General features: G+C 43.2%; 25 protein-coding genes and 1 pseudogene. 17 read left to right on the top strand and 9 right to left on the bottom strand.

The genetic code is table 11. The annotated features are described in order from the left end of the window. Window positions 1-221: 221 nt before the first annotated feature. The 4 genes from AB4623_RS01385 to AB4623_RS01370 all read left to right on the top strand — a co-directional run bounded on the left by AB4623_RS01385 (window position 222) and on the right by AB4623_RS01370 (window position 3,873). Window positions 222-497: an HU family DNA-binding protein gene (locus AB4623_RS01385; RefSeq protein ID WP_065584244.1), complete on the top strand. Its 276-nt coding sequence runs from the start codon at window positions 222-224 to the stop codon at window positions 495-497. Window positions 498-522: 25 nt separating this feature from the next. Further along, on the top strand, window positions 523-666 hold the full coding sequence (locus AB4623_RS01380) for a hypothetical protein (protein WP_372145575.1): 144 nt from the start codon (window positions 523-525) through the stop codon (window positions 664-666). 332 nt (window positions 667-998) lie between these two features. After that, window positions 999-1,901 (top strand): VirK/YbjX family protein, encoded by a 903-nt coding sequence (locus AB4623_RS01375; RefSeq protein WP_133151375.1) that lies wholly within the window; start codon window positions 999-1,001, stop codon window positions 1,899-1,901. 268 nt (window positions 1,902-2,169) lie between these two features. Then, entirely contained in the window at window positions 2,170-3,873 is a 1,704-nt protein-coding gene (locus AB4623_RS01370) for an FAD-dependent oxidoreductase (RefSeq protein WP_102427791.1), read from the top strand. A gap of 145 nt (window positions 3,874-4,018) precedes the next feature. On the opposite strand, the gene AB4623_RS01365 is transcribed toward AB4623_RS01370, so the two are convergent. The 3 genes from AB4623_RS01365 to pnuC all read right to left on the bottom strand — a co-directional run bounded on the left by AB4623_RS01365 (window position 4,019) and on the right by pnuC (window position 6,296). Continuing rightward, entirely contained in the window at window positions 4,019-4,699 is a 681-nt protein-coding gene (locus AB4623_RS01365; protein WP_372145573.1) for a Crp/Fnr family transcriptional regulator, read from the bottom strand. Window positions 4,700-4,824: 125 nt separating this feature from the next. Further along, window positions 4,825-5,553 carry a nucleoside phosphorylase gene (locus AB4623_RS01360; RefSeq protein ID WP_372145571.1) on the bottom strand — a complete coding sequence of 243 codons (729 nt, stop codon included), beginning with the start codon at window positions 5,551-5,553 and terminating at the stop codon, window positions 4,825-4,827. Between the two features lie 8 nt (window positions 5,554-5,561). Continuing rightward, on the bottom strand, window positions 5,562-6,296 hold the full coding sequence (pnuC, locus tag AB4623_RS01355) for a nicotinamide riboside transporter PnuC (RefSeq protein WP_372145569.1): 735 nt from the start codon (window positions 6,294-6,296) through the stop codon (window positions 5,562-5,564). A gap of 364 nt (window positions 6,297-6,660) precedes the next feature. Here pnuC and AB4623_RS01350 point away from each other — a divergent pair, with 364 nt between their 5' ends. Next, on the top strand, window positions 6,661-6,864 hold the full coding sequence (locus AB4623_RS01350; protein WP_017059106.1) for a hypothetical protein: 204 nt from the start codon (window positions 6,661-6,663) through the stop codon (window positions 6,862-6,864). A 42-nt stretch (window positions 6,865-6,906) separates the two neighbouring features. Here AB4623_RS01350 and AB4623_RS01345 read toward each other — a convergent pair. After that, a pseudogene (locus AB4623_RS01345) lies at window positions 6,907-7,035 on the bottom strand (ABC transporter substrate-binding protein); the annotation flags it as partial. 34 nt (window positions 7,036-7,069) lie between these two features. Continuing rightward, window positions 7,070-7,519 (bottom strand): PaaI family thioesterase, encoded by a 450-nt coding sequence (locus tag AB4623_RS01340; RefSeq protein ID WP_102320058.1) that lies wholly within the window; start codon window positions 7,517-7,519, stop codon window positions 7,070-7,072. 34 nt (window positions 7,520-7,553) lie between these two features. Here AB4623_RS01340 and AB4623_RS01335 point away from each other — a divergent pair, with 34 nt between their 5' ends. Next, window positions 7,554-7,832 carry a DUF134 domain-containing protein gene (locus tag AB4623_RS01335; protein WP_029235478.1) on the top strand — a complete coding sequence of 93 codons (279 nt, stop codon included), beginning with the start codon at window positions 7,554-7,556 and terminating at the stop codon, window positions 7,830-7,832. Window positions 7,833-7,895: 63 nt separating this feature from the next. Here the strand turns inward: AB4623_RS01335 and nqrM are convergent, their stop codons facing one another. Together nqrM and AB4623_RS01325 are read right to left on the bottom strand one after the other, a co-directional pair. Then, a complete protein-coding gene (nqrM, locus tag AB4623_RS01330) occupies window positions 7,896-8,093 on the bottom strand; it encodes a (Na+)-NQR maturation NqrM (RefSeq protein WP_017059103.1) in 198 nt (65 codons plus the stop codon). Next, on the bottom strand, window positions 8,090-8,536 hold the full coding sequence (locus tag AB4623_RS01325; RefSeq protein ID WP_017059102.1) for a NifB/NifX family molybdenum-iron cluster-binding protein: 447 nt from the start codon (window positions 8,534-8,536) through the stop codon (window positions 8,090-8,092). Before AB4623_RS01325 ends, nqrM begins: the two co-directional genes overlap by 4 nt. A gap of 475 nt (window positions 8,537-9,011) precedes the next feature. On the opposite strand from AB4623_RS01325, the gene AB4623_RS01320 reads away from it, so the two are divergent. From AB4623_RS01320 to AB4623_RS01270, 11 genes are all read left to right on the top strand, one after another. Next, entirely contained in the window at window positions 9,012-9,734 is a 723-nt protein-coding gene (locus tag AB4623_RS01320; RefSeq protein ID WP_372145567.1) for a DUF1007 family protein, read from the top strand. A gap of 94 nt (window positions 9,735-9,828) precedes the next feature. Next, window positions 9,829-10,926: a nickel/cobalt transporter gene (locus tag AB4623_RS01315; protein ID WP_017069651.1), complete on the top strand. Its 1,098-nt coding sequence runs from the start codon at window positions 9,829-9,831 to the stop codon at window positions 10,924-10,926. Window positions 10,927-11,415: 489 nt separating this feature from the next. Further along, a complete protein-coding gene (locus AB4623_RS01310) occupies window positions 11,416-12,933 on the top strand; it encodes an esterase/lipase family protein (protein WP_372145565.1) in 1,518 nt (505 codons plus the stop codon). Window positions 12,934-12,945: 12 nt separating this feature from the next. Further along, entirely contained in the window at window positions 12,946-14,940 is a 1,995-nt protein-coding gene (locus AB4623_RS01305; RefSeq protein ID WP_017059098.1) for a choice-of-anchor X domain-containing protein, read from the top strand. Window positions 14,941-15,395: 455 nt separating this feature from the next. After that, complete coding sequence (locus tag AB4623_RS01300) at window positions 15,396-15,890, top strand: YcxB family protein (RefSeq protein ID WP_065676948.1); 495 nt, start codon at window positions 15,396-15,398, stop codon at window positions 15,888-15,890. A gap of 79 nt (window positions 15,891-15,969) precedes the next feature. Beyond that, complete coding sequence (locus tag AB4623_RS01295; protein WP_029235480.1) at window positions 15,970-16,695, top strand: metallophosphoesterase; 726 nt, start codon at window positions 15,970-15,972, stop codon at window positions 16,693-16,695. A gap of 63 nt (window positions 16,696-16,758) precedes the next feature. Next, window positions 16,759-16,938, top strand: a complete 180-nt coding sequence (locus AB4623_RS01290; protein WP_017059095.1) for a hypothetical protein — start codon at window positions 16,759-16,761, stop codon at window positions 16,936-16,938. A 200-nt stretch (window positions 16,939-17,138) separates the two neighbouring features. Further along, window positions 17,139-18,047, top strand: a complete 909-nt coding sequence (locus AB4623_RS01285; protein WP_102333226.1) for a LysR family transcriptional regulator — start codon at window positions 17,139-17,141, stop codon at window positions 18,045-18,047. A gap of 128 nt (window positions 18,048-18,175) precedes the next feature. Continuing rightward, window positions 18,176-19,345 (top strand): MFS transporter, encoded by a 1,170-nt coding sequence (locus AB4623_RS01280; RefSeq protein ID WP_372145562.1) that lies wholly within the window; start codon window positions 18,176-18,178, stop codon window positions 19,343-19,345. 249 nt (window positions 19,346-19,594) lie between these two features. Further along, the gene (locus AB4623_RS01275; RefSeq protein ID WP_231625616.1) at window positions 19,595-19,972 is read left to right on the top strand and encodes a hypothetical protein; all 378 of its coding nucleotides are present in this window, start codon (window positions 19,595-19,597) and stop codon (window positions 19,970-19,972) included. Window positions 19,973-20,158: 186 nt separating this feature from the next. Continuing rightward, complete coding sequence (locus AB4623_RS01270; RefSeq protein ID WP_372145560.1) at window positions 20,159-21,301, top strand: diguanylate cyclase; 1,143 nt, start codon at window positions 20,159-20,161, stop codon at window positions 21,299-21,301. A 156-nt stretch (window positions 21,302-21,457) separates the two neighbouring features. Here the strand turns inward: AB4623_RS01270 and AB4623_RS01265 are convergent, their stop codons facing one another. Both AB4623_RS01265 and AB4623_RS01260 read right to left on the bottom strand, forming a co-directional pair. Beyond that, complete coding sequence (locus AB4623_RS01265; protein WP_017059089.1) at window positions 21,458-22,204, bottom strand: nuclear transport factor 2 family protein; 747 nt, start codon at window positions 22,202-22,204, stop codon at window positions 21,458-21,460. 197 nt (window positions 22,205-22,401) lie between these two features. Beyond that, complete coding sequence (locus tag AB4623_RS01260; RefSeq protein ID WP_017059088.1) at window positions 22,402-22,902, bottom strand: nuclear transport factor 2 family protein; 501 nt, start codon at window positions 22,900-22,902, stop codon at window positions 22,402-22,404. Window positions 22,903-23,060: the final 158 nt, after the last annotated feature.

Genomic DNA, 23,060 nt, shown 5'->3' with positions numbered 1-23,060 from the left:
TAATGCTCTTTTCTCAAGTAAATTTGGGCAACATGTCTATAAACCAATAATAATCAATGAATTGCATTGATTGAACCGACAGATGCTTTTATAGTCAATTCTGTTGGTTACTTTACAAAGCTCTACCCGCTCACTGACATTATTTCAATTGCTGTTGATAAGATCGCATAAGCTAGGTGCTAAAGGTAGACGCCAGCCGTACTCAATAAGGAATATAGATTATGAACAAATCTCAATTAGTTGAACACATCGCGACTTCTGCAGACATCTCAAAAGACCAAGCAGGCACAGCACTAAATGCGCTAGTTGAAGGTATCTCTACTTCGCTTGCGAACGGTGATGACGTATCGATCCTTGGATTTGGTAGCTTTAAAGTTAACTCTCGAGCTGCTCGCACTGGTCGTAACCCGCGAACCGGAGAAGAGATTCAGATTGCCCCATCAAAGACGCCAGCATTTAAAGCGGGCAAGGCACTAAAAGAGACGTGCAACCTGTAACACAAAAAACACAAGGAAGATTACGATGACGACTAAGGAAAAAGCGAAAACGAGCCGAAGCAAAAAAGCAGGCAAGTCGACTAAAGCGCAAGCCGAAACGCCTAAGACTCGTCAACGCATTGAAGAGATTCTCGAAGAGCGTGAACTGGCTAAACTGTTAGAACTTTAGTTTATATAAGAACTAAAGTTTAGGTTTAAGCAAGGTGATAGTTTGTTATCGTTCTAATGCCACTGCAGATTTGTAGTGGCATTTTTGATTTAGGAGCAAGCGCCTCTAATAAATAACATTGATACCCCTCCCCACTAAAGCGACAAACACATCTGTCCAACATCTGAACGCTAAGTAACTGATTGAGTTACATAGCTATACATATCCATACTTACCCAAATCACCTTTTTCACTATCATCATTTTCTTGTTATTGGTGAGATTATTGGTGAGATTATTGGAAGGGTTCATGACACGACTATGTTCGAGCAATCCTTCTTCTTTGAGGTGATTATGAATGTCGTTCGCATGGGGATTGAAGCAAATACCCATAAAAATAAGGGTAAGTACAAAGCGATAGTTAAGTTTACTATTCGAGCCCTGTTTTATTATTCAGCTACTCGAAAAATGAGTAATAATTTCAACTCTGAAGAGAGAAAGTTATTATTTATCAAGCAACCCAACTTCCTTTCTAAATTTGTGACTCCCTACTTATGTACTGGCTTTAGCAATAAAGAAAAGATCGATATCTTATCCAAACACTACGACTGGTTTGAAAACACCTTCGCAACAGAAGCTAGACACCAAATCTATAACGAAAGGCTCAATCTTTTAAAACTTGAGATAGATGACAACGTTTATCTGGTTAATCTCAGCTTCGAAAGAAACGCGAGAAAAGAAGGTGAACTGACAATTTCATTGACCAACTCTCAACTCGAAAAAATGTATACCATTTCGTTTACTGTTTTCGACAACAACATCTACATCGGCGGTATACAGGGTGGCGCCAATGACAATGGATTTAGCCGCACATTCACCAAAGCTTTTTACGGTTTAAGACCTAAATCCTTCATGGTAGAAACACTACGACTGCTCGCTATTAACTTGGGTATCGACAATATCTATGCGGTAAAAGAGTCTGGTCATGTCTCGAACTCATTACGCTACGGTAAGAAAAACAAAGACATCAGCCTTAAATACGACAGTCTGTGGGAAGAGCACGATGGACAGGTGCATGATAACTATTTCTATCGTCTCCCGACAAACCCGAACAGGAAAGATCTTGAAGCTCTAAAACGTCAAAAGCGTAAGTTGTATCGCGAGCGTTATGCCTGGCTAGATCTGTATGAACAAGATCTGAAGAACGTAATCAGTCAGCACATCCATGATCCTGTTCATTATGCTCATGACAGTTAATTTGGCTAACCTGTACTCGACTCGCTAACGCGTATTACCTTTACTAGCGTGCTTTAGTCTAATCACAGCCCTTGGACCAAACGCTCAATCCCGAGGTGATAGCTTTAAAATAAATATTAGACAATGCTAATTTACATCTTTATAGTATCTAGGTATTTCGAAAACTACTCAATCGCCGGCGACCAGCCAGTACTGATCATTAAGAAGATACAAGCTCTATGCTCGGCAATTTGTATAGTTAAACTTAGAGACAGTAATAGGTAAACGTATGACTAAAATTGTAATCATCGGTGGCGTAGCTGGAGGTGCTTCAGCTGCTGCACGCGCTCGTCGTCTTAGTGAAGAAGCCGAAATCATAATGTTTGAACGAGGACCATTCGTCTCTTTTGCCAACTGTGGATTGCCATACCACATAGGTGGCGATATCGAGGATAGAAGCAAGCTTCTGTTACAAACACCTGAAAGCTTCTTAGCTCGCTTCAACGTTGACGCACGAGTGATGAACGAAGTTACCTCTATTGATCGCACCAATAAAACCGTTACAGTCAAAAATCTTGTTGATGGTAATCACTACAGCGAGAGTTACGACTTCTTATTACTCAGCCCTGGAGCCGGTGCCGTCGTTCCTCCCATCTCAGGAATCGATAACCCCCTCACCCATTCACTACGCAATATTCCAGATATGGATCGCATCATCGAAACAATCCAAATGAATAAACCTGAGCACGCGACAGTTGTTGGCGGTGGCTTTATCGGCTTGGAAATGATGGAAGCGTTTCATCAGCTTGGGATCAAGACTTCGTTGATTGAGATGGCTGACCAAGTAATGACGCCAGTAGACCGGGAAATGGCCGGCTTTGCCCATGCGGAGATTCGTGACAAAGGCATCGACCTAAAACTCGGCGTCGCGCTTGAGTCTGTGAAATATATACCTAACGAACACATCGCAAGTTTTGATTCAGGCGAGAGCGAGAAGCACCAACACATAGAGGGTGAATTAGAATTAACACTTAATAATGGCGAGTCATTAACTACTGATATCTTAATCATGGCTATCGGTGTGCGTCCTGAGACTAAGTTAGCAAAAGAAGCAGGACTTCAAATTGGCGAACTAGGTGGTATCTACACCAATGAAATGATGCAGACTAGCGATCCTAGCATCTACGCTGTGGGTGATGTGGTCGAAGAAAAAGACTTTGTCACAGGTGCACAAACTCTAGTTCCGCTTGCTGGCCCTGCTAACCGTCAAGGTCGTATGGCTGCCGACAACATGCTCGGACGCAATGAAATCTATCAAGGTACACAGGGCACAGCTATCTGTAAGATTTTTGACCTAGCCGTTGCCTCAACAGGGAAAAACGAAAAACAGTTGAAGCGTGAAGGCGTCAACTATGAAAAAGTCTATGTGCATACCGCAAGCCACGCTAGCTACTATCCTGGCGCTGAGATTGTCTCGTTCAAGATGTTATTCGCCCCTAAGACAGGGAAAATACTAGGTGCGCAAGCCGTCGGTAAAGATGGCGTTGATAAACGCATTGATGTTATGGCAGTAGCTCAACGTGCAGGTATGACCGTTGATCAGCTTCAACACCTTGAATTAACCTATGCACCACCTTACGGGAGTGCCAAAGACGTGATTAACCAAGCCGCATTTGTTGCCAACAATATTATTAAAGGTGACGCGACACCTATTCATTTCGATGAGATTGCAACATTAAGCGACAACCAACTCCTACTCGATGTTCGTAACCCTGGCGAACTAGAAAATGGTGGCTTTATTGAAGGCGCAATCAACATTCCTGTCGACCAACTGCGTCACCGCATGGACGAACTATCAAAAGACAAAGAGATTGTAATCTACTGCCAAGTCGGGTTACGTGGTAACGTGGCTTATCGCCAACTCGTCAACAACGGCTTTAAAGCACGCAACTTAATCGGTGGTTATAGAACACTCATGTATGCAAAAGCTTAAGGATTAATACTTAGTCGCCGGTAATGGTGCGCGGACACTTACGGGCTAGTTGCTGAGAGAAAGTCGCTCATAAATAGATGCGAGTAGTTAATAGTAAACATTGAAAAACCGAGCTTGGCATTTAAGTAAGTGCCAAGCTCTTTTATTATTCGTAGGAGTCAATAAAAGCTTGCAGTGCTCGCTGATCGACAATTTCTAACCCTTGGTCTCCTTTTCTGATGAAACCCTTTTCTAATAGGTCTTTAACCGCTCTTCGATACACTCTGCTCGATGTACCAAATCGTTCTGCTTCTTGATTCACTTTATCGAAACCGCCTAACACAGTGTTAGTCTCGCTTTGAACCAATAAATCATACGCAATATTGTAGGTAATTGAGTGTAAAAGACGGTTAGTGTAAATACCCATAGAGTCTTGATAATCTTCCGCCAATGCAGAGGCAAAGAAGAACATCATCCCCGGATTTTCAAGTAGTGCTTCTGCTAATCTCTGAATGCAAATAACATCAACTTGCATGTGTTCATCAGCCACTACGTTCCACTGACAAGGGGTCTGCGTGAAAAACTCCATCTCACCGAAGATATGGTAATCACAATTCACTTCGCCCAATTGAAAGCGTCGCCCATTAGCCGCGGAAATACTCATAGAGACTCTTCCTGCGGGCACTACATAAAGATACTGAAGCTGCTCACCTTGACGTAGGATTTCATCATTTTGATTGAAGTAACGAGAGTTAACTTGGTGTTGGTAGATGAGATCTCTAAATTCAGAGCTTTTTTGTTCTAAGTAGTTTTTAAAGCGTCCGCTTGAGTATGGTGCAATCTTCATACTTACTCTCTCATTGCATTACTGCTGTTTATATTCAAACGATTGTAACCACTTAAACCACAGGAGAGAACCCAATAAAAAAGCGACGGTCTCCCATCGCTTTCGTCTTGCATTTATTCAGGCTCTTATTGAGTAATTAATGCTTCCAGTGCCGCTAATGACGCTAGCCGCTCTCCTTGCATCATTACCTCTGCCTCATCGACATATTGCCCAACGCCCTCCTTTACATCTTGTTCGTACAAGACAACATTGTTCAAGATAGAAGCTACATTAAGCCCTCTCAAGCGTCCAACGGTAAACAACGCGGATGTTTCCATGTCTGCACCTAAAATGCTTTTGCCATTCCAGTACTGACAAAGCGCCTGTTCATCATCGGTATAAAAGCTATCGTGTGAGCGCACTGTTCCTAAATAGTAAGGTGTTGACTGCTGCTGCAAGAACCCATCTAGCTCTTTGAGCAGGGAGAAGCTTGCATAAGCGGGATACGACGGTTTAACGTAAGCCGCAGCCCCCCCCTCATCACGAACCGCGCCCTCTGCAATAATTAGCTCACCAAGCCCGATATGTGACTGCATTGCGCCTGCAGACCCTACTCGGACAATATGAGTCACACCACAAAACTTAAGCTCTTCTACCGCAATGATCATTGAAGGTGCACCAATGCCCGTGCTGCAAACCGATATCGCTTTACCTTGATATTGACCAGTGAAGATTCGATATTCACGGTTTTCAGAGACCAGTTCAGCATGTTCAAGCAAGTTAGCGATTCGATTCGCTCTATCTGGCTCACCACAAACAATAACTAACGGAGCAATTTGCGTTTCATCAACGCAGATATGAGGTTGCTTTGCCATCTTCACTCCTAAGAAGCCGTTGCTTGAGTTAACGATTTATCACTGTTTCGTTTAGCTGTGCGTGCCCACTCACGAGTACCGTTTGCCGCAATAAACATTAAGATTGCGTATTGAACAGACATTGCGTACACACCCTGCGTCGCATAAATACCAACGCTGATAATGTTAATCACAATCCACAGTATCCAGTTTTCAACATACTGACGTGTCATAAGAACTTGAGCAACAATAGATAGAATGGTCATCGTGGCATCCCAGAATGGGAACGCATCCGGTTCAAGCACTGGCTCCGCTAAATCCGCACCAAATAGATTCAAGCTATCTACCGCGATGTTTGCTAGCGCAAAAAAGAATGGGTCGATGTACATAGTTAACAAAGCAATAGAAATCGCACACGCTACGGCCGTTGCTACTAGTTTATTTTGGCTCAACCAACGAACTTCTAGCGTTTCACCTTGCTCATTAGGACGTGTCCATGCGTACCAACCGTAAATGTTGGCACAGAAGAAGAACAATTGAAGAAGTAACAGTCCGTATAACTGAATTTGGAAAAAGATAACCGCGAATAAGTTGACATTCAGCAATCCGAACAGGTAGTTAATGGTTTTTTCTTGGCTTGCAAACCAAATACACAACAAACCAAACACGGTGCCGAATGCTTCAATCCAGCTCATTGCGTAGCCATCCCCTATTGGGATATTGACTAAAGTATTGTTGATATCAAGTAGAGCGAATAGGTCCATAGATGTGTCCTTTATTATTTGTTTTAGTGGCACCTATTTTATTGCGCCTCTCCAAATAAAAAGGAGGACATTTGTCCCCCCTAGAATGCATGCGATCATAAATCAGAATATTAAATCCGGAAAATCAATTTCACGGGAAGATGTCATAGCCCTCCCACAGTCTCGAACTCGAAACTCCAGCAGCAGAACAGCCCCCTTCCAAAAACGAAATTTTAGCTTACTGGCTTAACGCCGATATCGCATTGACGGTTACGTTTGAGAAGCGCATGATTTTATTTCGAGCAGAATCGTTGTCTGGCGTGTTAACCGTGTAATCGCCCCAAAACTCGTTCTGTGCAACGTACTCAATTGTATGGCAGGTCACATGAATAAAGTAATTATGTTAGTAATGGGGCTGCTTTTTACCAGTCGATTGTTTGCCAGTATTGTTCCTCATGTTGGTCAACTTGAGCATGATGCGCCTATTCTCCTTCGCTCGGCATTGATTGTAGGGGTTGCGGCTTACGCGGTTTGGAGTGCATTTAAATACTTCAAAAAGATCAAGGCCTCAGATTCAGATCAACTGTAACGGCGAAAGTCCAAAAGCTTTTGAATAAGCCTCTAATTTCGATTACTGATCTGCGAAATAATCGACCAAGATTTTACGCCACTTTCGTGACTCACGAATCTTCAACAGGGCGCGGTTAATCTCTTCTTCGTACACGTTATTTTCAGTGATTATGAAACCGTAGTTGGACTTTTATAACTGATAAAACAACACCGCTATACCAAGCTTAAGTTTGATAGCTAGAAACTGACATAAACTGACTTTGTGCCGACGAACATAACTTTCCGCACTGAGTAATTTGGCTTTCTAGGAAGTAGATATTACGTCTACTTTTCACCCACTGGGCACGAACTTCCAGTTCTTGACCAATCAAAATCGGATGATGAAAACGAGAGGTTAAACTCACCGTCATCGCCTTGATATCATTCTGAAATAGACAATGCAACATCGCGCTGTCATGCAGTGTAGTGACAATGCCACCTTGCATGATGCCATCGTAGCCCTCAGTTTTATCTGTTGGTACAATCTTGGCTCTGGTTTTATATTTAGCTACTGCCTCATGCTTAGTTAAAGTGTCATGCTCGCCAATAGCTTCAAAACAAATGGCGCTGTCGTTGAAAAAACCTTGGCTGCACACTTGGCAACGCCGATGATTGTGTGGAAAGAAAACCTTCATACTTACCTTTACCCATAGATTGCTAGAGATTGATATGGCTCGACCAAAAAAACATCGCCAGTTGTGTACCCGTACGGCTTACTCTTGTTTTAAGCCCAATGGTGTTCCTATGGACGAGCTTCATAAAGAAGAATTGCTATTGGAAGAGCTCGAAGCCTTGCGCTTGGCTGATCAAGAAGGCCTGAGCCAGCTTGAAGCCGCTGAACAAATGCAGGTGTCTCGCCAAACGTTCGGCAACATTATCAAGCGTGCACGAGCTAAAGTCGCCAAGTGCATCGTCAATGGTCACGCGTTGGTGATTCAAAGTAGTTAATTAACGTGTTAGCCAGAAGTTATTTAACTCAGTGAGCGAGAACTCTGATGCTTACTTCGATACTTAGCTTGATGGCTCAGTAATCTGATACAGCTTTTTGCTTTGCCCTTCACACACATCCTTGCAATTGCATTCACGCTCAATATCTAACTGCGCCAATCCTCCACAGCTGCCTTTGATTGGCTTGCGCGAAAAAATCACGCCTATCGCCATCAATGTAACGACTCCGACAAACCCCAATAGCGTCAACAAAAAGGTCATTGTCGGAACCCTCGAATAGCACCTAGCTGATTAGGCTGTACCATTAGAATCGAAGCTTGTTTTTTGTGCCCGTTTTCGCCGCACGTTTTATTGCCACACCCACTATTTCTCGGCTCGCGACCATAATCGAGATCGGTCACTTCCCGTAGATTGTCGAAATCCAAAGCCCCGATTTCTGCCTTACCTGTCGATGCCAAGACTCGAATATCGTTATTGAACAAGTGCGCCAGCATCTTCTTACCAATATAACGAACCACCACAGATTTCACATCGTAAGAACGGAGAACCGAAATCCATTGCTTCTTTTTATTGCAAGAGGTGTCGGAGTCAATCAAAGGAACAATCTGTTTTATCTGTCGTTGTTCATCGACAATCGCGATCTGTGGGGAACGAGCAAAGTGGTTGCCAACATGAAGGTCGCGACAAGGTACTGCGTATAACATAGTAACTTCCTGTTATTGATGATCAGGAGTTCAGCATACGCCCAATTATTGGCATATGCCAATAACTATCATGTGAAAAATAAGATTTACTGGATCGATAACTAAGATCACAAGCACCCAAACTTACCGTCATATTCAGCCTATCTCAGTTACCTTTCAAATAACCATATATACTAGGGGGTAGTATTTTTACTGGGGGTATTTTTTGCGTTGTTAATGCCTGTTATCAAGAGCCAAGCTCAAACCCATTACAAAAAGGCCTCGCACAACCGAGAGCTTAATCGACTATTCAACGTCACACACTAGTCTGAATAATGTCGAATTAGGGACCAATCAAAGATGTTTATAGGAAAAATAGGTTGGATTGAAAATCAAGAATTGCAGTCGGCTTCAATGTAAACAAGCTTATAATTTGAAGAGAACAACGCATCGGGTTGTTATAATATAACATCACACTAAATTACCATCATTTCTCATGAAACAGCCATTTATTCTAATCGATGTCATCAATCGCCTCTCCACACGCTATGTAAGCCGTTTCTCGACATGCTTTCGCTCTCTCAAGGGCTTGACTGTTGGCCTAGCATTATTGTGTTTTGCGCCAAATCTATATGCCCACCCTCACTCTTGGATAGAGATGAAAACTCATATTGAGGGAGAGAATGGCATGATCACCGGTCTCTCTATGGAGTGGTCTTTTGATGCAATGACCTCGATGTACATGTTGGATGGAGAAGACGTCTCTGCCGATACAGAAACTGAAACATTCAAAAAGCTCGCTGCGTCTGTAATCGAAAACATGATGTACGAGCACTACTTCACGTACTTTTATGATGGTGAAGAGCCCATCAAATATCAGGTGGTTGAGAACGCAAAGTTTGAGCGTGATAAAGCCAAGATGGTTCTAACATTTGACCTACCACTTTCTAAACCTAAGCCTGTGACACGAAACTCGCTTCGCGTATTGATTTTTGACCCTAGTTACTTTGTCGACATGTCGTGGCTATCCAACAGCGACGTGACATTGTCACCTGAACTAGTAAGACAATGCCATTTAGAATTAATCGAGCCTAACCCGACGCCAGAGCAAATGAGTTATGCAATGTCTTTACCTGTCGATGCAGATCCAGATAACACGCTAGGCCAACTGTTTACACAATCGGTTGAGCTTCATTGTGCGGCGGTTCCCGCTTCTTAGTCGCAGTGATTCGTTTCAGCCTTTAAGTCAGCGTCTAGCTGATTAAGCATGGCAACTAATTAACAGAAAGATTTCAGATATAGGTTCTTGTTAAATGAAGAAAAATCAATCCAAAATCAATCACTACCTCATTGGTGCTGGCGCGTTCGTGCTTATTGCTATTGGTGCGTATCAACTGTGGTCCATGTGGCCATCGTTAGTTATCTCTAGCATTCAATGGCAAAGAGAAGTCAATTCAGAACTTGCAGACCTGCTCTATGAAGCTAAATCCAACCCTTGGGGCGCAGGCAGTTACCTTATCGGGTTCAGCTTTATCTATGGCATGCTTCATTCTTTGGGGCCTGGGCACGGCAAAGTTATCGTGTCGACTTACTTAGCGACTCACCCAACCAAAGCCAAGGCGAGTTTAGTGCTTACGGTCGTCTCCGCTTTTTTACAAGCATTGGTCGCAATCTTACTAGTAAGCGTGTTGCTGTGGGGCTTTAGTGCTTCCATGCGAGTAGTGAATGACAAAGCGAATATGTTTGTTTCATTAAGCTTTGCCTTAGTCGCGGTCGTCGGCGCGCTTATATGTTGGAAGGCTTTGAAAAACATCTACACCGCTATGCGTAAGCCTAAGCTGAAAGTGAAAGCCATCACTACACTCGCAACAGACACAGCTGCGACAATTTCAGCGCGTTCGCCAATGGCACTTCGTTCATCAATATCAGCCCCTTCTCCGATAATCGACGCTACTAGCACAATGCAAGCCGCAGCTAACACTCATGCAGATCATTCTCATGCCGACTGTGGGTGCGGCCACCAGCATGTAGCCGACGCAGACGCAATCAACAAAGCCTCAACGCTCCGAGAATATGTTGGAATTATAGTGACGATTGGCGTAAGACCGTGCACCGGAGCCATCATGGTACTGCTTTTCGCAAACATGGTTGGCCTATATTGGATGGGTGTTGTCAGTGCTTTTGCCATGGCGATTGGTACTGCTTTCACAACCTCGACGATTGCTATAATGACACTAACAGGCAAGAACTTGGTAAAACGCTATTTGGCAGCAGGTAACAAGAATAACAGTGCTTCACTAAAAGCCGCAGGTCATTATTTACAGCTATTCGGTGGTGTTTTACTTGTCTTAATTGGCTTGTTGCTAATGAGTGGACAAGACAGCGGTATGTCGCCTGTTTTCACTATGTAGCGAACGATGTAATAACAAACCTCAGTTTATTGCGACCTTTACCATTTTTACTAAAAAACACTAGCCCTTATCTCTCAAATCTGAATTAACAGCCACATAATTTCTACTAACCTAACTTTGCACAGCCAGTTAGGTTAGTAGTCAGCCATTCAGAACAGCGCGCTCTATGTAGTTCTGTAACAAACCTACATCCAACTTTGATTTTCCTATTCTTAGCTACTCTTTCATAAACTAACTTAGATTGTTCTAACAATATTAGAGCACTATCCCCCTCCTTTTGAAAATAAGGACATAACTTCCGCAATCCAGAAACTACGATCGCACTCTTCCTATTTTGAAAAAAAATAGAGCAGCAGTTTTATCAATTGAGTAACAAGCCGAAATTATACCCAATAAATTTCACATCAAACTCCAAGCCTTTACCTTACAACTACAGATAGAGCTTTCTTCAACCAAATTCTTGGATAACCTATACTCAAAGGTAAACAAATGAAACTATACATTCCGAGCGCCACGCTCAGTGTTTTGTTACTTTCTCCGAGTTTCGCGAGTGCCGAAGATATACCTGATTCACACGAATTGCGTAATTTCTCGATGCGTTCACAAAGCTCTGGGATAGCCCCACCGCAAGAAGTACTCGGCGTTTATGTTGTCAATTCTGGTCCTGGTCTGGATACCGGTTGTACCTATGCTTCTGGCGGACCTCTACTTATCTCTTTACCTGTTCCTACGGTTGTCAGCCCCAACGTTTTACAAAGTGACGGGAGAATTGCCCCAAGTAAACTGGGCGATATGCAGCAAAAAGGCGTTCTCGGTTCTAACGCAAGGATTAGCATGCCGGTCTTCGACATAGACTCCAATGCCAACGTCAGTAATATTGCTCCAGAAATAGATGTCGTATCTTTTAACGGAAAATCTTTAGGTACGCTGCAAGGCTCTGATAACCGCTGGACGGATACTAACCTTCAAGTCGATATCAGTGATATCAAGTTCGGCCAAAACAATGAGATTCGCGTCGATATTGATACTGGCAATACGGGAGACAACTGGTGTATGTCTGTCGATTGGGTCTCAATCGAGTTTGATGTTGCCATTCCTGTGATTCTTGCTCATGGCATTGCTGCACAATCAGACACTTGGGATGATGATACGGCTCCAGGCGTGCTTTCTACACTTGATGACTATGGCATTCGTTATACTCGTTTCTCTGCTGACAAAAATGGAACCACAGCGACTAACGCTAATATCTTGAACAACAAAATTCAGGGTTTTCTCGATGAGTTGAAATCCGACAAAGTTCACGTCATTGCACACAGTAAAGGCGGGCTAGATACCCAAAACCTCAAAGCACTTAGCCCTTCCTTTGAGATAACCTCCCTTTCTACTTTCTCCACACCTCACCTTGGTAGCGTCGCAGCAGATTTGTCGGTGATAAAAATGGACCACTACGCCGATATCTACAGTAACGTCAGTACCGATCCAAATAATTACGCTGGCAAGTACATGCAACTCCCAAATATTCCGTTTGCGGGTCCTAAAATGCCTGGTATCCGTGATCTAACAACGGATACAGCATCAAACGCGATCCAAATGCGTACTCGCGGCAATATTGCAAATACATTTTCTATTGGGGCAAATGCCGATCTCAACCAAGACGGTGTTATTGAGAAAGATCCTGATATCGTTGGCCTATTCCCGTGGGGATCGCGTTGGGCAGGCGTTACCGCTTGGCAGGCGCTAAGAAGCTTTAGTTCTGCGGCCTACCTCGATACTCAAACTCAATCGGTCACAATGCCAAGTGTGCATGGACCACAAGCTCATCCAATCACCATAGTCAGTTACCAAGCCATTCAAACAGTACCGCAAGAAAATGATGTTGTTGTGACCTTGGCAAGCGCTAACCCAAGTTATACCAATGCATTGGGTAACGTATTGGCTAACCACTCAACAATGAAAACGGGACAAAACGTTGAACGTTTTCTACAACAAATTATTTCAATGCGCTAAGGAGTGGCCACAATGAAATTCATCAAGCAATTAGTGATGGTGTTCAGTCTTTTCTGTACCTTCATCACACCGGCTATCGCCAGTAATGCAATACCCGTTGGGATGAGTACAAGCACGACACTATCTCAACCAGTGACTAGTAACGATAACGAAGTCACAATGCTATTTACCATCGACAAAGCGGAAGCCCTAAAAGCAGAAATCATCGTGCCGTTGGATGATGCAACCGTATATTTAGTCAAGCCTAACGGGCAAGTCGCAACATCATCCAATGATGTGCAAGCGAACATACTTTCAGGTGACACACAAAGTCCGCCGCTACCGGGCAGCTATTTATTTTTGCCTGAAGTAACTAACCCTGAACCTGGCGAATGGAAGATCGTCGTTGATTTTCCAAACCCAAGTTACAACACAGTAATTATTGCTCAGGTTGCGATCCAATCCCCTATTGCGTTTGGCATGGCGATAGCTGCAAACCAATTTGTGGTCGGTGAACCAGTTCCCGTTTCTGCATTACTGACAAACAAAGGGAATCCAATCACAGGTGCCCAAACCAGCGCAGTGATCATTGATGAAGCTGGAATAAAAACACGCCTGACGCTTAAAGATGAGGGTGTCAATTTCGATGCTATTGCTAAAGATGGTGTCTACAGCAATATTTTCGTTCCACCCGCTGAAGGGGATTATCTAATTGAAGGCATAACGTCTTTTGAAGAATATGGAACAACTATCACTCGCCAGACAAGTAAAAAAATCCACGTACTACCCTCTGACATTGAATTTGTCAGCCTCTCACTCGCTCCACTGTTTTCCTCTGAAGGCTGTGTTATTGCCTTAGAGCAGCGCTTGGAACTTGATGTTAAATCCGCGGGGGATTTTGCCATTCATGGTTACCTCACCGATGGAATTGACGAGCTCAACACAAGCAAACGTCTGCAACTCAAACCTGCGAAGCAAATCGTCACTCTACAGTACTCAACTGAAGATATTTTTGGCGCGTTTGATTCAGCGTCTACTTTGACCTCCAACCCGACGATCATCTACGCAATCACTCAAGATGACATACGAATTTCAGCCCCTCGAATTCAGTTTGAAGAATTTATTGATTTAGCATCTTTTGAGCGTTGCCGCGAACCGATTGAAGTCACGGGGAGTTTAGTCACCACACCGACTATGTCGCAAGATGGAACCTACATTGATTCGCTGAGTTTTGAGTTTCCTATCCATGTTACGCGCAGTGGAACTTACACAGGTTCGGTAAATATCGTTGGTGCAGCCGGAGAGTATTTAGAGCTAGTGAGTTTCCAAGAACCGCTTGAGGCTGGCGAAAACACCATCAAGTTTACCGTTCCTGGTGACACGTTTAAGCAAGCCGATGGTCCTTATGAACTGAACGCACTGCTAATCTACAGTGGCGTTGACTCCTATCGACAAGGAGTGCTCGGTCAAACTCCACCATACCAAGCCTCTGATTTCAGTCCGCCAGTGAATGTGACCCTCCCCTCTAACCTATTCGGTTTGGAAAGAGAAAACTGGCAAGCAACCCCGGCAACACATGTCACGCAACATCGTGTCGGTGGTTACTTAAGAGCGGGGGCTTCAATCCCATACGACTACGAAACACTAGCGAGTTTTGACTTAAGTGAGGTTCGAGGGAAAATTAAACAGGCAACGCTTATTGTTGATTTCGGAGATTCAACTCTTCAATTTCCATTCAACAATGTAACTGCGCATATCGTTAATCAAACTTGGTCTCCAAACACACTGGATTACGACACGTTCTGTGAGTCTTTTACAATATGTGCAGCATGGAGTAATCCACTCACTACATTCAACAACGTAGAAGCCGGTCAAACGCTTAGGTTTACCAACTCTAAACTATTAGAAGCATTAAATGAGAAGAGAGTGTCTGGGTTGAACAAACTAGATATTGCTCTTACCTCTTCTCCCTATGAAAGAAGTTTCTTCATTAACGTTAAGCAGGTGTCATTATTCATCGAGTACTGATCCTAAAACTGAAATAGAATAAGGCCATGCCCAAGGTATCGCTTTGGGCATGGCCTCTCAGAGTGAACGGTGATGAACTTTGCAAGCTTCATATATTTATTCTGTTAGAGCACCCTCAACAGCAGTGATAAAGCACACTAATCACTATAGACTCCATCAACCAACAAAATGAGATCGAAGTTTTATCCAAAAATGCCAGTAGTCCCAACAACCGGGTGACTCCACAGGTCTATCCATCCCATCACCAATTTTTTAGGTGACTTTAAAGATGCCCCTACACTAGTCTGATAGCTAAAGTTAGAATAGACCCGTTAAGTATCATCGATTTACAAAACAGAGCCAAAATATCTAAATAAAAACAGTGAGAAGCGATACAATAATCAAGTTGCAAAATTGCAGCGTGGGACACCTGCCCACTGACAGCCCATTCACAGAGAACCATAAAGTAGCCTCACATGTCTAAAGAACCCGGTTTCACTACAGAATACAAACTCGACAAGACGTTTTTCGCGGAGTGTTATGATCAAACTAGCCTTCCGACTCAATTTCCAAAAGCCTACTTAAAAGGAATACTGTTTCTTATTTTTGGTGTGGTTCTACTGGAATTTGAACTATTACCTAACGGCTATGTTGGCTGGTTCTTTATTGTTTTGAGTGTGATTGAAGCATTCAGTGTGTACTGCAAAAGAACCTGGTGGTTATGGCGACAAAAAATCAGCTCAGGCGCAGGCAGCAAAATTGTCTTTCAAGGTGACGCTAACGGAGTAAGTTACAAAAACCACAAAGCGACCAACACCATCGCGTGGAGTGACATCGACCAACTTGAGCAGACCGATCTTGGTTTTATCCTGCATATCGGTAAACAGCGCCAATATGTGAGTAAATCTTGTTTAAGCAATGAAGCCATTGCCTTCATGATTGAACACCACGCCGCATCAAAAGCGAAATAACACCAATAAATGCCTGCTGATTTAGCAGGCATTTTTCTATCACTTTTAATTCTATGTATCGAATTACCGGACAATAACAATGAATACCGTGTACCAAATCAGTGATTGCCACCTTTCCGATGAATCCAGCTATGAGAACCTGCGCAGAGCACTGGAATACGTCAACAAAGACACGGCATGCAAGACCATCTTTCTGACTGGTGATATTTGTTGTAACCCAAAGTCTGGCGACTACGTTCGATTAGAGGCATTCATTAGGCAACACATTAGCGACCAATCCATTTACGTGATTGCGGGTAATCATGATGACTCTCGCTTAATGCGCACAGAGCTAAAAGGCTCGACGATTTATGTCACCGACAAAGCCACCATCGGTGAACGAGAGTTTGTGTTCCTAGACTCAAGCTTCAAGCCGCTAGACAGCCGCCACCCACTTGGTTCAGGGCGTATTGATAACCGCGGCATGGCTCAGCTAAAACAACAATTGAGAAAGGCCAATGATCCTATCGTGGTTGTTCACCACCCTGTCATTCCAGTCGGTGCAGATTGGATGAAAGCGATCCGCCTAGAGAACGATACTGATGTGATGAAAGTGCTTCGAAAATATCGCGTTCGTGACGTGTTCTGCGGTCATGGCCATGATGAAATAACAGCGACACAGCAAGGCATAACTCAATATATGGCCCCGTCGACAGCCTATGGCTTTGACCACTCGATCAATGAATACAATCGCAGCGAGAAGATAGGATTAAGTCGAATCTCGTTCTGTACTGATTCCATCAACTACCAAGCTGTCTATTTTTGAACCCTATCTTACTGTCTTAAACCTCATAGATTAGCTTTCAAATAAACCAAACTATATAGAGCTATGCCAATAGAAGAGGCTTGCGGCGATTCAATTTATCAATCTGTGATTGAAGCCCACAACCCAACTTCCACAACGGGTCAACGTTCAGTAGAAGAAATTACCTGGTTAGCACTGATGACTGTAAAACAAATGCACGATTTAGTTCGGCGCAATCTCGAAAACGAAGAGCTCGAAAACTAAAAGTTTGAAAAAGAATTATCTAGAAAACAGAAAGCTTGAAAGCTGAATACGTAGGATTATCGCCCCACTCTCACAAGTGACCAGAGCCTTGCAAACGTTATTACCCTAAGGTTTGCTAGCAAGGTCTTTGTGATTGATAATAAAAGCAATATAGGCGCAAGTTAGCGCTTTTTTATCACCTAGGTTTATATTGAGGCTATATGGAAATCAAAGTACTAAAAAGCTTTGTGGCTGTCGCGACACATTGCAGTTTTTCAAAAGCTGCAAAAGAGTTAAATACCGTTCAACCTGCCATTAGCCGCCATATCACAAGCCTTGAACACGAACTTGGAGTGAGCCTATTTTTCCGTACATCTCGCGAAGTCGTCATTAGCGCCGCAGGGCAGCACTTACTTAAAGATGCGATTAGACTCATCGAACAAACGGAACAAGCAAAACAGTCCGCGATTCGAGCTTCTTCTGGTTGTATTGGTACTTTAACTATTGGTTATCTTGGAGGCGCAACTCTGAGCTTTTTGCCTCGTTTAGTTCGACAGTATATTGCTGAAAACCCCAATATTGATGTTGATCTTGTTGAGATGACGGCTTCTGAACAGATCGAAGCTCTGGACAAACGAGAGATCGATATTAGCTTCTCTCGCCCACTGCCGAACCTGCTTGTTGATGATTACACCTCGGTGACGATTTATACAGATAAGCTTGTTGCTGTTTTGCCCGTCACCCACGAGTTGGCTAAATACTCCACCATTCAAATGAAACAACTGCAGCAAGACCCTTTCATCTTATTTGAACGTGAACAAGCGGTAGGATTATTTGACTCCATCATTACTCAATGTGACCTATCTGGATTCTCTCCAAATATAAAAAAACAACCCAACAACATGCAAACCGTGTTAACCCAAGTCTCTTCTGGCTTAGGTGTATCTATCGCACCGCATGCAATTCGTGATTTACGCAGTGAGGGATGTGTATTTGTTAATCTTGAATCTGTGGACGTACAAATGCCATTAGTGATGACACACCATTCGCATACTCTATCCCCTACAGCCAGTGTCTTTGTTGCTGTCGTACAGAGTGAAATTGAGGCGATTCAACAAAACATGGCTTAGAAAGTTATCTATACCATATTCGTATAGAATTTAAATCAAATGGTTATTTTTGTTATTCAATCGCTAACCTTAGACTTAGCTCATCGAAATCATTCATTAAAACGATGAACCAAAGTTAAGGTGTCACCATGTCAAAATTGACTACAGAAGTGTTGAGCACAGGACGTTTATTACTGATGTCGAGCGCAGTCTCGGCAACTGCTGCAAACCTTTATTATAACCAACCCATCTTACCTAAGATCGGCGCAGAGCTAGGGTTAACAAGCGAACAGCTAGGCGCAGTGCCAGCTGCCGGTCAGATTGGTTATGCCGTGGCATTGCTATTCTTATCGCCCTTAGGAGACACGTTACCCCGCAGACGCCTAATAGCGATCTTGTCTGTCATGTTGGTGTTGTCATCTTTTGTCGCGTTTACTGCATCTAGCTTAGTGGCTCTGGTTGTTGCGTGTTTTGCGATTGGTTTGAGTGCCAACATCACTCAGCAGCTGATTCCATTTGCAGCGTCACTAAGTACTCCAGAAACGAAAGGAAAAGTCATTGGCACATTAATGACAGGCCTAACTGTGGGCATCTTGCTTTCGCGTACACTCAGTGGGTTCATCGGTGAGCAGTTTGGGTGGCGCGCGGTATTTATGATGTCAGCAATTATTGCGATGGTCTTTGGTGTGTTGCTGTATGCCTTTTTACCGACGAACACGCCGACAACGAAAATACCTTACCTTAAACTGGTTGCGAGCATGGCCTCGTTAATCAAGCAGCATGCGACACTGCGTACTTCCGCTTTAACTGGCGCGCTTTGGTTTGCTTCGTTCAATGCGCTGTGGGCGACGTTAGCTCTGCATGTCAGTGAATCTCCGTTTAACTACAATGCACAACAGGCAGGAATGTTTGGTGTTATTGCTCTTGCTGGAGTCATTGGAGCAAAAGTTTCAGGGTCACTGGTGAGCAAGTTTGGCTCTCGAAACATGATCAGTATGGCGTTAGTTATTATTACTGCTGGTTTTATTATATCGGGGCTTTTCGCTGACACATTGGCTGGATTGATCGTCGGTATCATTCTCATCGACCTTGGGGTATTTAGCGCTCAAGTATCGAACCAAGTACGCGTATTCTCAATTGACCCACAAGCTCAAAGTCGTATCAACGGAATCTATATGCTTGGCTACTATCTCGGTGGTGCGTTTGGTTCATTTGTGGGAATTCAGGTATTTGAACGTGCGGGTTGGATTGGTGTTGTGGGCTTTAGTATTGCAGTCGTGATATTGAGTTTTATCGTTAACCGTTCAAATAAGCAATAAGTCACCTCGTCTTAATTCTTGAACTTACCAATATGCACAACGGATATTCACTCTGTAATTGATAGCAAATTACCACCCAGTGATTTGCTATCGTTCTAGATCTAATAAGGCAGTAGTAACTCTACTCTCTCAAGTTTTGAATATCATGATTCTCAAACAAGCTTTCCCGCCTAGAGCGCTGTTATGCCTTTGCGAGATGATCTTGGTCTATTCTTATCATTTAGACGACTGAGTTCCGAGGCTTTGAGTATGAATAAACTGTTTTTAATCTTATTAGTTTTTATTTTGTCCGGATGCGGAACAAGTGATAGTGCTTTGATTGAGAGTGGTCACAACACCTCTTACATACAGGGCTTTCATGACGGTAGGCATAGCGGCATGCAAGAAAGCGGCAATAGCTTCGAAAACTACATAAAAGATGGGAAGCGTTTTGAGTCAGACAGTGACTACAAACAAGGCTGGATCGCGGGTGAATCTGAGGGGAAAAAACTACAAGCAGAAGCAACAGCGATCGGTAAAGGTGCCGCTGCTGGTTATCCTCAAAAATCGACAACGACAGATTTAGATGAAGTAGCAAAAGACACCTTAAAAGGCGTCGATACATCGGGTTTAGAGAATCTAAAATAAAAGTATAACAAAGCCAAGGTCGGGCTCTGGAACAACTCGTACATTGCCCAACGCTTACAAATGCACCTGAGCAAAAATTGATCTGCATTAGCATATGGTTTAATAATGATTAACTACTAAACATTCATAATACAAATTGCGCAATACTGAATTGAGGAGTTCATTTTTTACGTTGTTGGTGATTTCATGGATGTTCACACCTTAGCTATATATACCTCTTTGTTAGCAGCCACGGTTGCGAGCGCTATGTTGTTAACGCATAAATATATACTCGCAGGCACCACGTTAGGGGTGAATTATATTGCTTATGCTGCTTTGCTGTTAGGAGCCAGTGTTACCCCACTTTCGTTCGGCGTTACTCAATCTTCAGAATCCATCGTTTTTCTTTCCAATGGTGCATACGCAACGGCTTTTGGTTTACTACTCGTCGGCATAACCGTGTTACGAGGAGCAAGTCGATCTTTTCTCGTAATATCAATCATCATTAGCTCCCTTGGCATTAGCTTCTTCCTTTATAGCGCCCTAATTGCGCCTTCTGTTACTTCTAGGATCGAGGCTCGAAGTATTCTCGTTGTGACGATATGTATCTTAGCCCTCTGTGCAAACTATTCAGGGGAAAAGCACGATAACAGAGAAGCAAAGTGTCTGTTGAATCTGACCCTGTTTATCAACATTCTCTATATGGCAATTAGGGGCGTACTTGCTCATACCAAAGGAACGAATTCGAACTATTCCCTGATATCAGATATTCATAAATTGTCTTTCGTTATCATGACAATCACAATTGTTAGCCTCGCATTTTCAGTGTTTTGGATCTTAACTGATCGTTTGTTGAAGCAGACCTATCGTTCATCGATCACTGATGAACAAACCGGCCTTTATAACCGTAGAGGCCTAGCAGAACTGATACCGAAGCTTGTTCAACCAGGCCGAGAGAGTGACATTTCTGTACTGATTGCCGACCTAGATCACTTCAAAAAAATTAATGATACCTATGGTCATGACAAGGGAGATGATGTGATTAAGCACTTTGGTCAAATTCTTGAAGATACATGCCGCACAAGCGATTTCTGTTTTCGCTATGGTGGAGAAGAGTTTGTTGTCATGTTACCTAGAGCGAATAAAGTTCAAGCAATGCAGATAGCTGAAAGAATAAGAAACCACGCAAAACACAACTCCAATCAAGAGCTCTCTTCTGGCACGTATACTGTCAGCATTGGAGTGACTCAAGCCCTCATAAACGATGACTGGAATTCATTAATTAAAAGAGCGGATAACGCCCTATACGACGCAAAATCTCAAGGGCGCGATTGCATTGTGGAGCGTTAAGCCGAGTTGTAAAACAGTGTAAATATTCTTCCATCACAAAATATGTTGGCTAAGATTCAAGAGGTTAAACACACACAACCAGTAAGGTTAGCAAGGATGCGCTTTTTCGGTTTGTTTTAGCGATAGCATTATTGGCGTAACTCCCTTAAAGCGACTCTAGAACTTCCCGCCATTTACCCATTCTGCTTTTGGTGGCACGGGCTCTTGGTTTACCCATATCTCTTTAATTTGACCTCCCTCAACTCGGAATAGATCAAAACGCGCAACCTCGAGACCATTATCAATAACTCGGCTGTAAGCTGCTACGAAGTTACCTTGACCGACAATCTTGAACACTTGGTCATAGCCACCAATATAGCTATCTAAAGGGCTCACATCTGAGGCTTGATAAACGGCTAGCTCTTCGTGCTGGAGATACTTTGATAGCTTGTCTTTCTGCCCTAGTACCATGACATCACATAAAAAATCACGGATAAGGTTCTTATTCTCCTCTGTTTTATCTAAGTCAGTATGATTGATTGGCCCTTGCAGTCGACCTTCCCCTTCCGTCGGTTGAGCTTCGAAGGCAGAAATCACATCCCAATGTTCAATAATTTTATCGTCATTATCGGTATCGAATAGATCCGTAGTCACCCACTTATATTCGCCATTATTAATATCTTGGAATGCTTGAACAAACACGAATTGGCCATCGACGATTGAACGTATGATCTTTATGTCTCTAACAGGGCAGCGTTTTAAGAACGGTTCGAAGAACTCAACAAAACCATCAATACCGTTGCGAACCCCAGTGCTATGTTGAGTATAACGTTGACCGGTGTACTTCGTTACCGCCTCTAATGCATGACCATCTCGGATACCTTCCATATACAGATTAGTCGCATTCGCTAGCTTATTGCTCATAGATAGTTTCTCCAAACTTAATAGTGCCAAAGTACGTTATTTGGCTCGTACACTGAAACTCAGAACTAGATTGTCTCAGGTGTCCTTTTAACTGTCGGATTGTTGAATAGGCTCTTCGCGTCGCTATTCAAAACCAAGTTAAGCTCGATATACGTCTACAGCATATCGAGCCTTTACAACCTAATTGGTCACTGTGGTTACTGTTTGGCGTGATAAGCTTTAGATACTGCGTAGCTATCCTCAAACCAGTTCCAACTCTTCACTTTGCCATCTTCAACCTGAACTCGAACCGCCCAGCTGAATTTACCCGTGTCTACACCAGATTCATTCGCAATGGCACTCATGCTGCCCATGAATACTGCTTGGTCGCCGTTTACAAAACTATAGTCTGTTGACCAGCTTGTGACTTTCAAACCTGCGCCAAATAGAGGAAAGAAAGTGTTGAGCACTTTTTCTTTTGACTCCCAGTTACCGATCCAAGGGATGTCGGCGTCACCTTCGTTGTGCCAGACAAAATCATCGGCCATTAATGACTCGAGTTTTGCCATATCACCTGAGCCTGCCGCCCATAAGAATGCTTGAGCCGTTTCTAGTGTCTTTGCTGAATCGACTGCTTTTGTTTCATCTGCAAGGGCTGGAGTGAATTGAAAGAAAGCCAGAAGACTCGCTAGACCGATAAGTAGATTTTTCTTTAACATTTTCTTTCTCCTGATTGTCAATTTTGAAGCTCAATGCGTGGGAGATTAAAAGTGCCATCAGTGCATGCTTTGAACTTCAGTTCTGTTTGTTGCCTTGTTGAGATAACTATAGCTGTGCTAAATTTTTGGTAAACTCACTAATTGAACACGTTGGATAT

This window comes from Vibrio sp. 10N.222.52.C12, assembly GCF_041474215.1.
Lineage (GTDB): Bacteria > Pseudomonadota > Gammaproteobacteria > Enterobacterales > Vibrionaceae > Vibrio > Vibrio crassostreae_C.
This window is presented reverse-complemented; position numbering and strand designations above follow the sequence as displayed.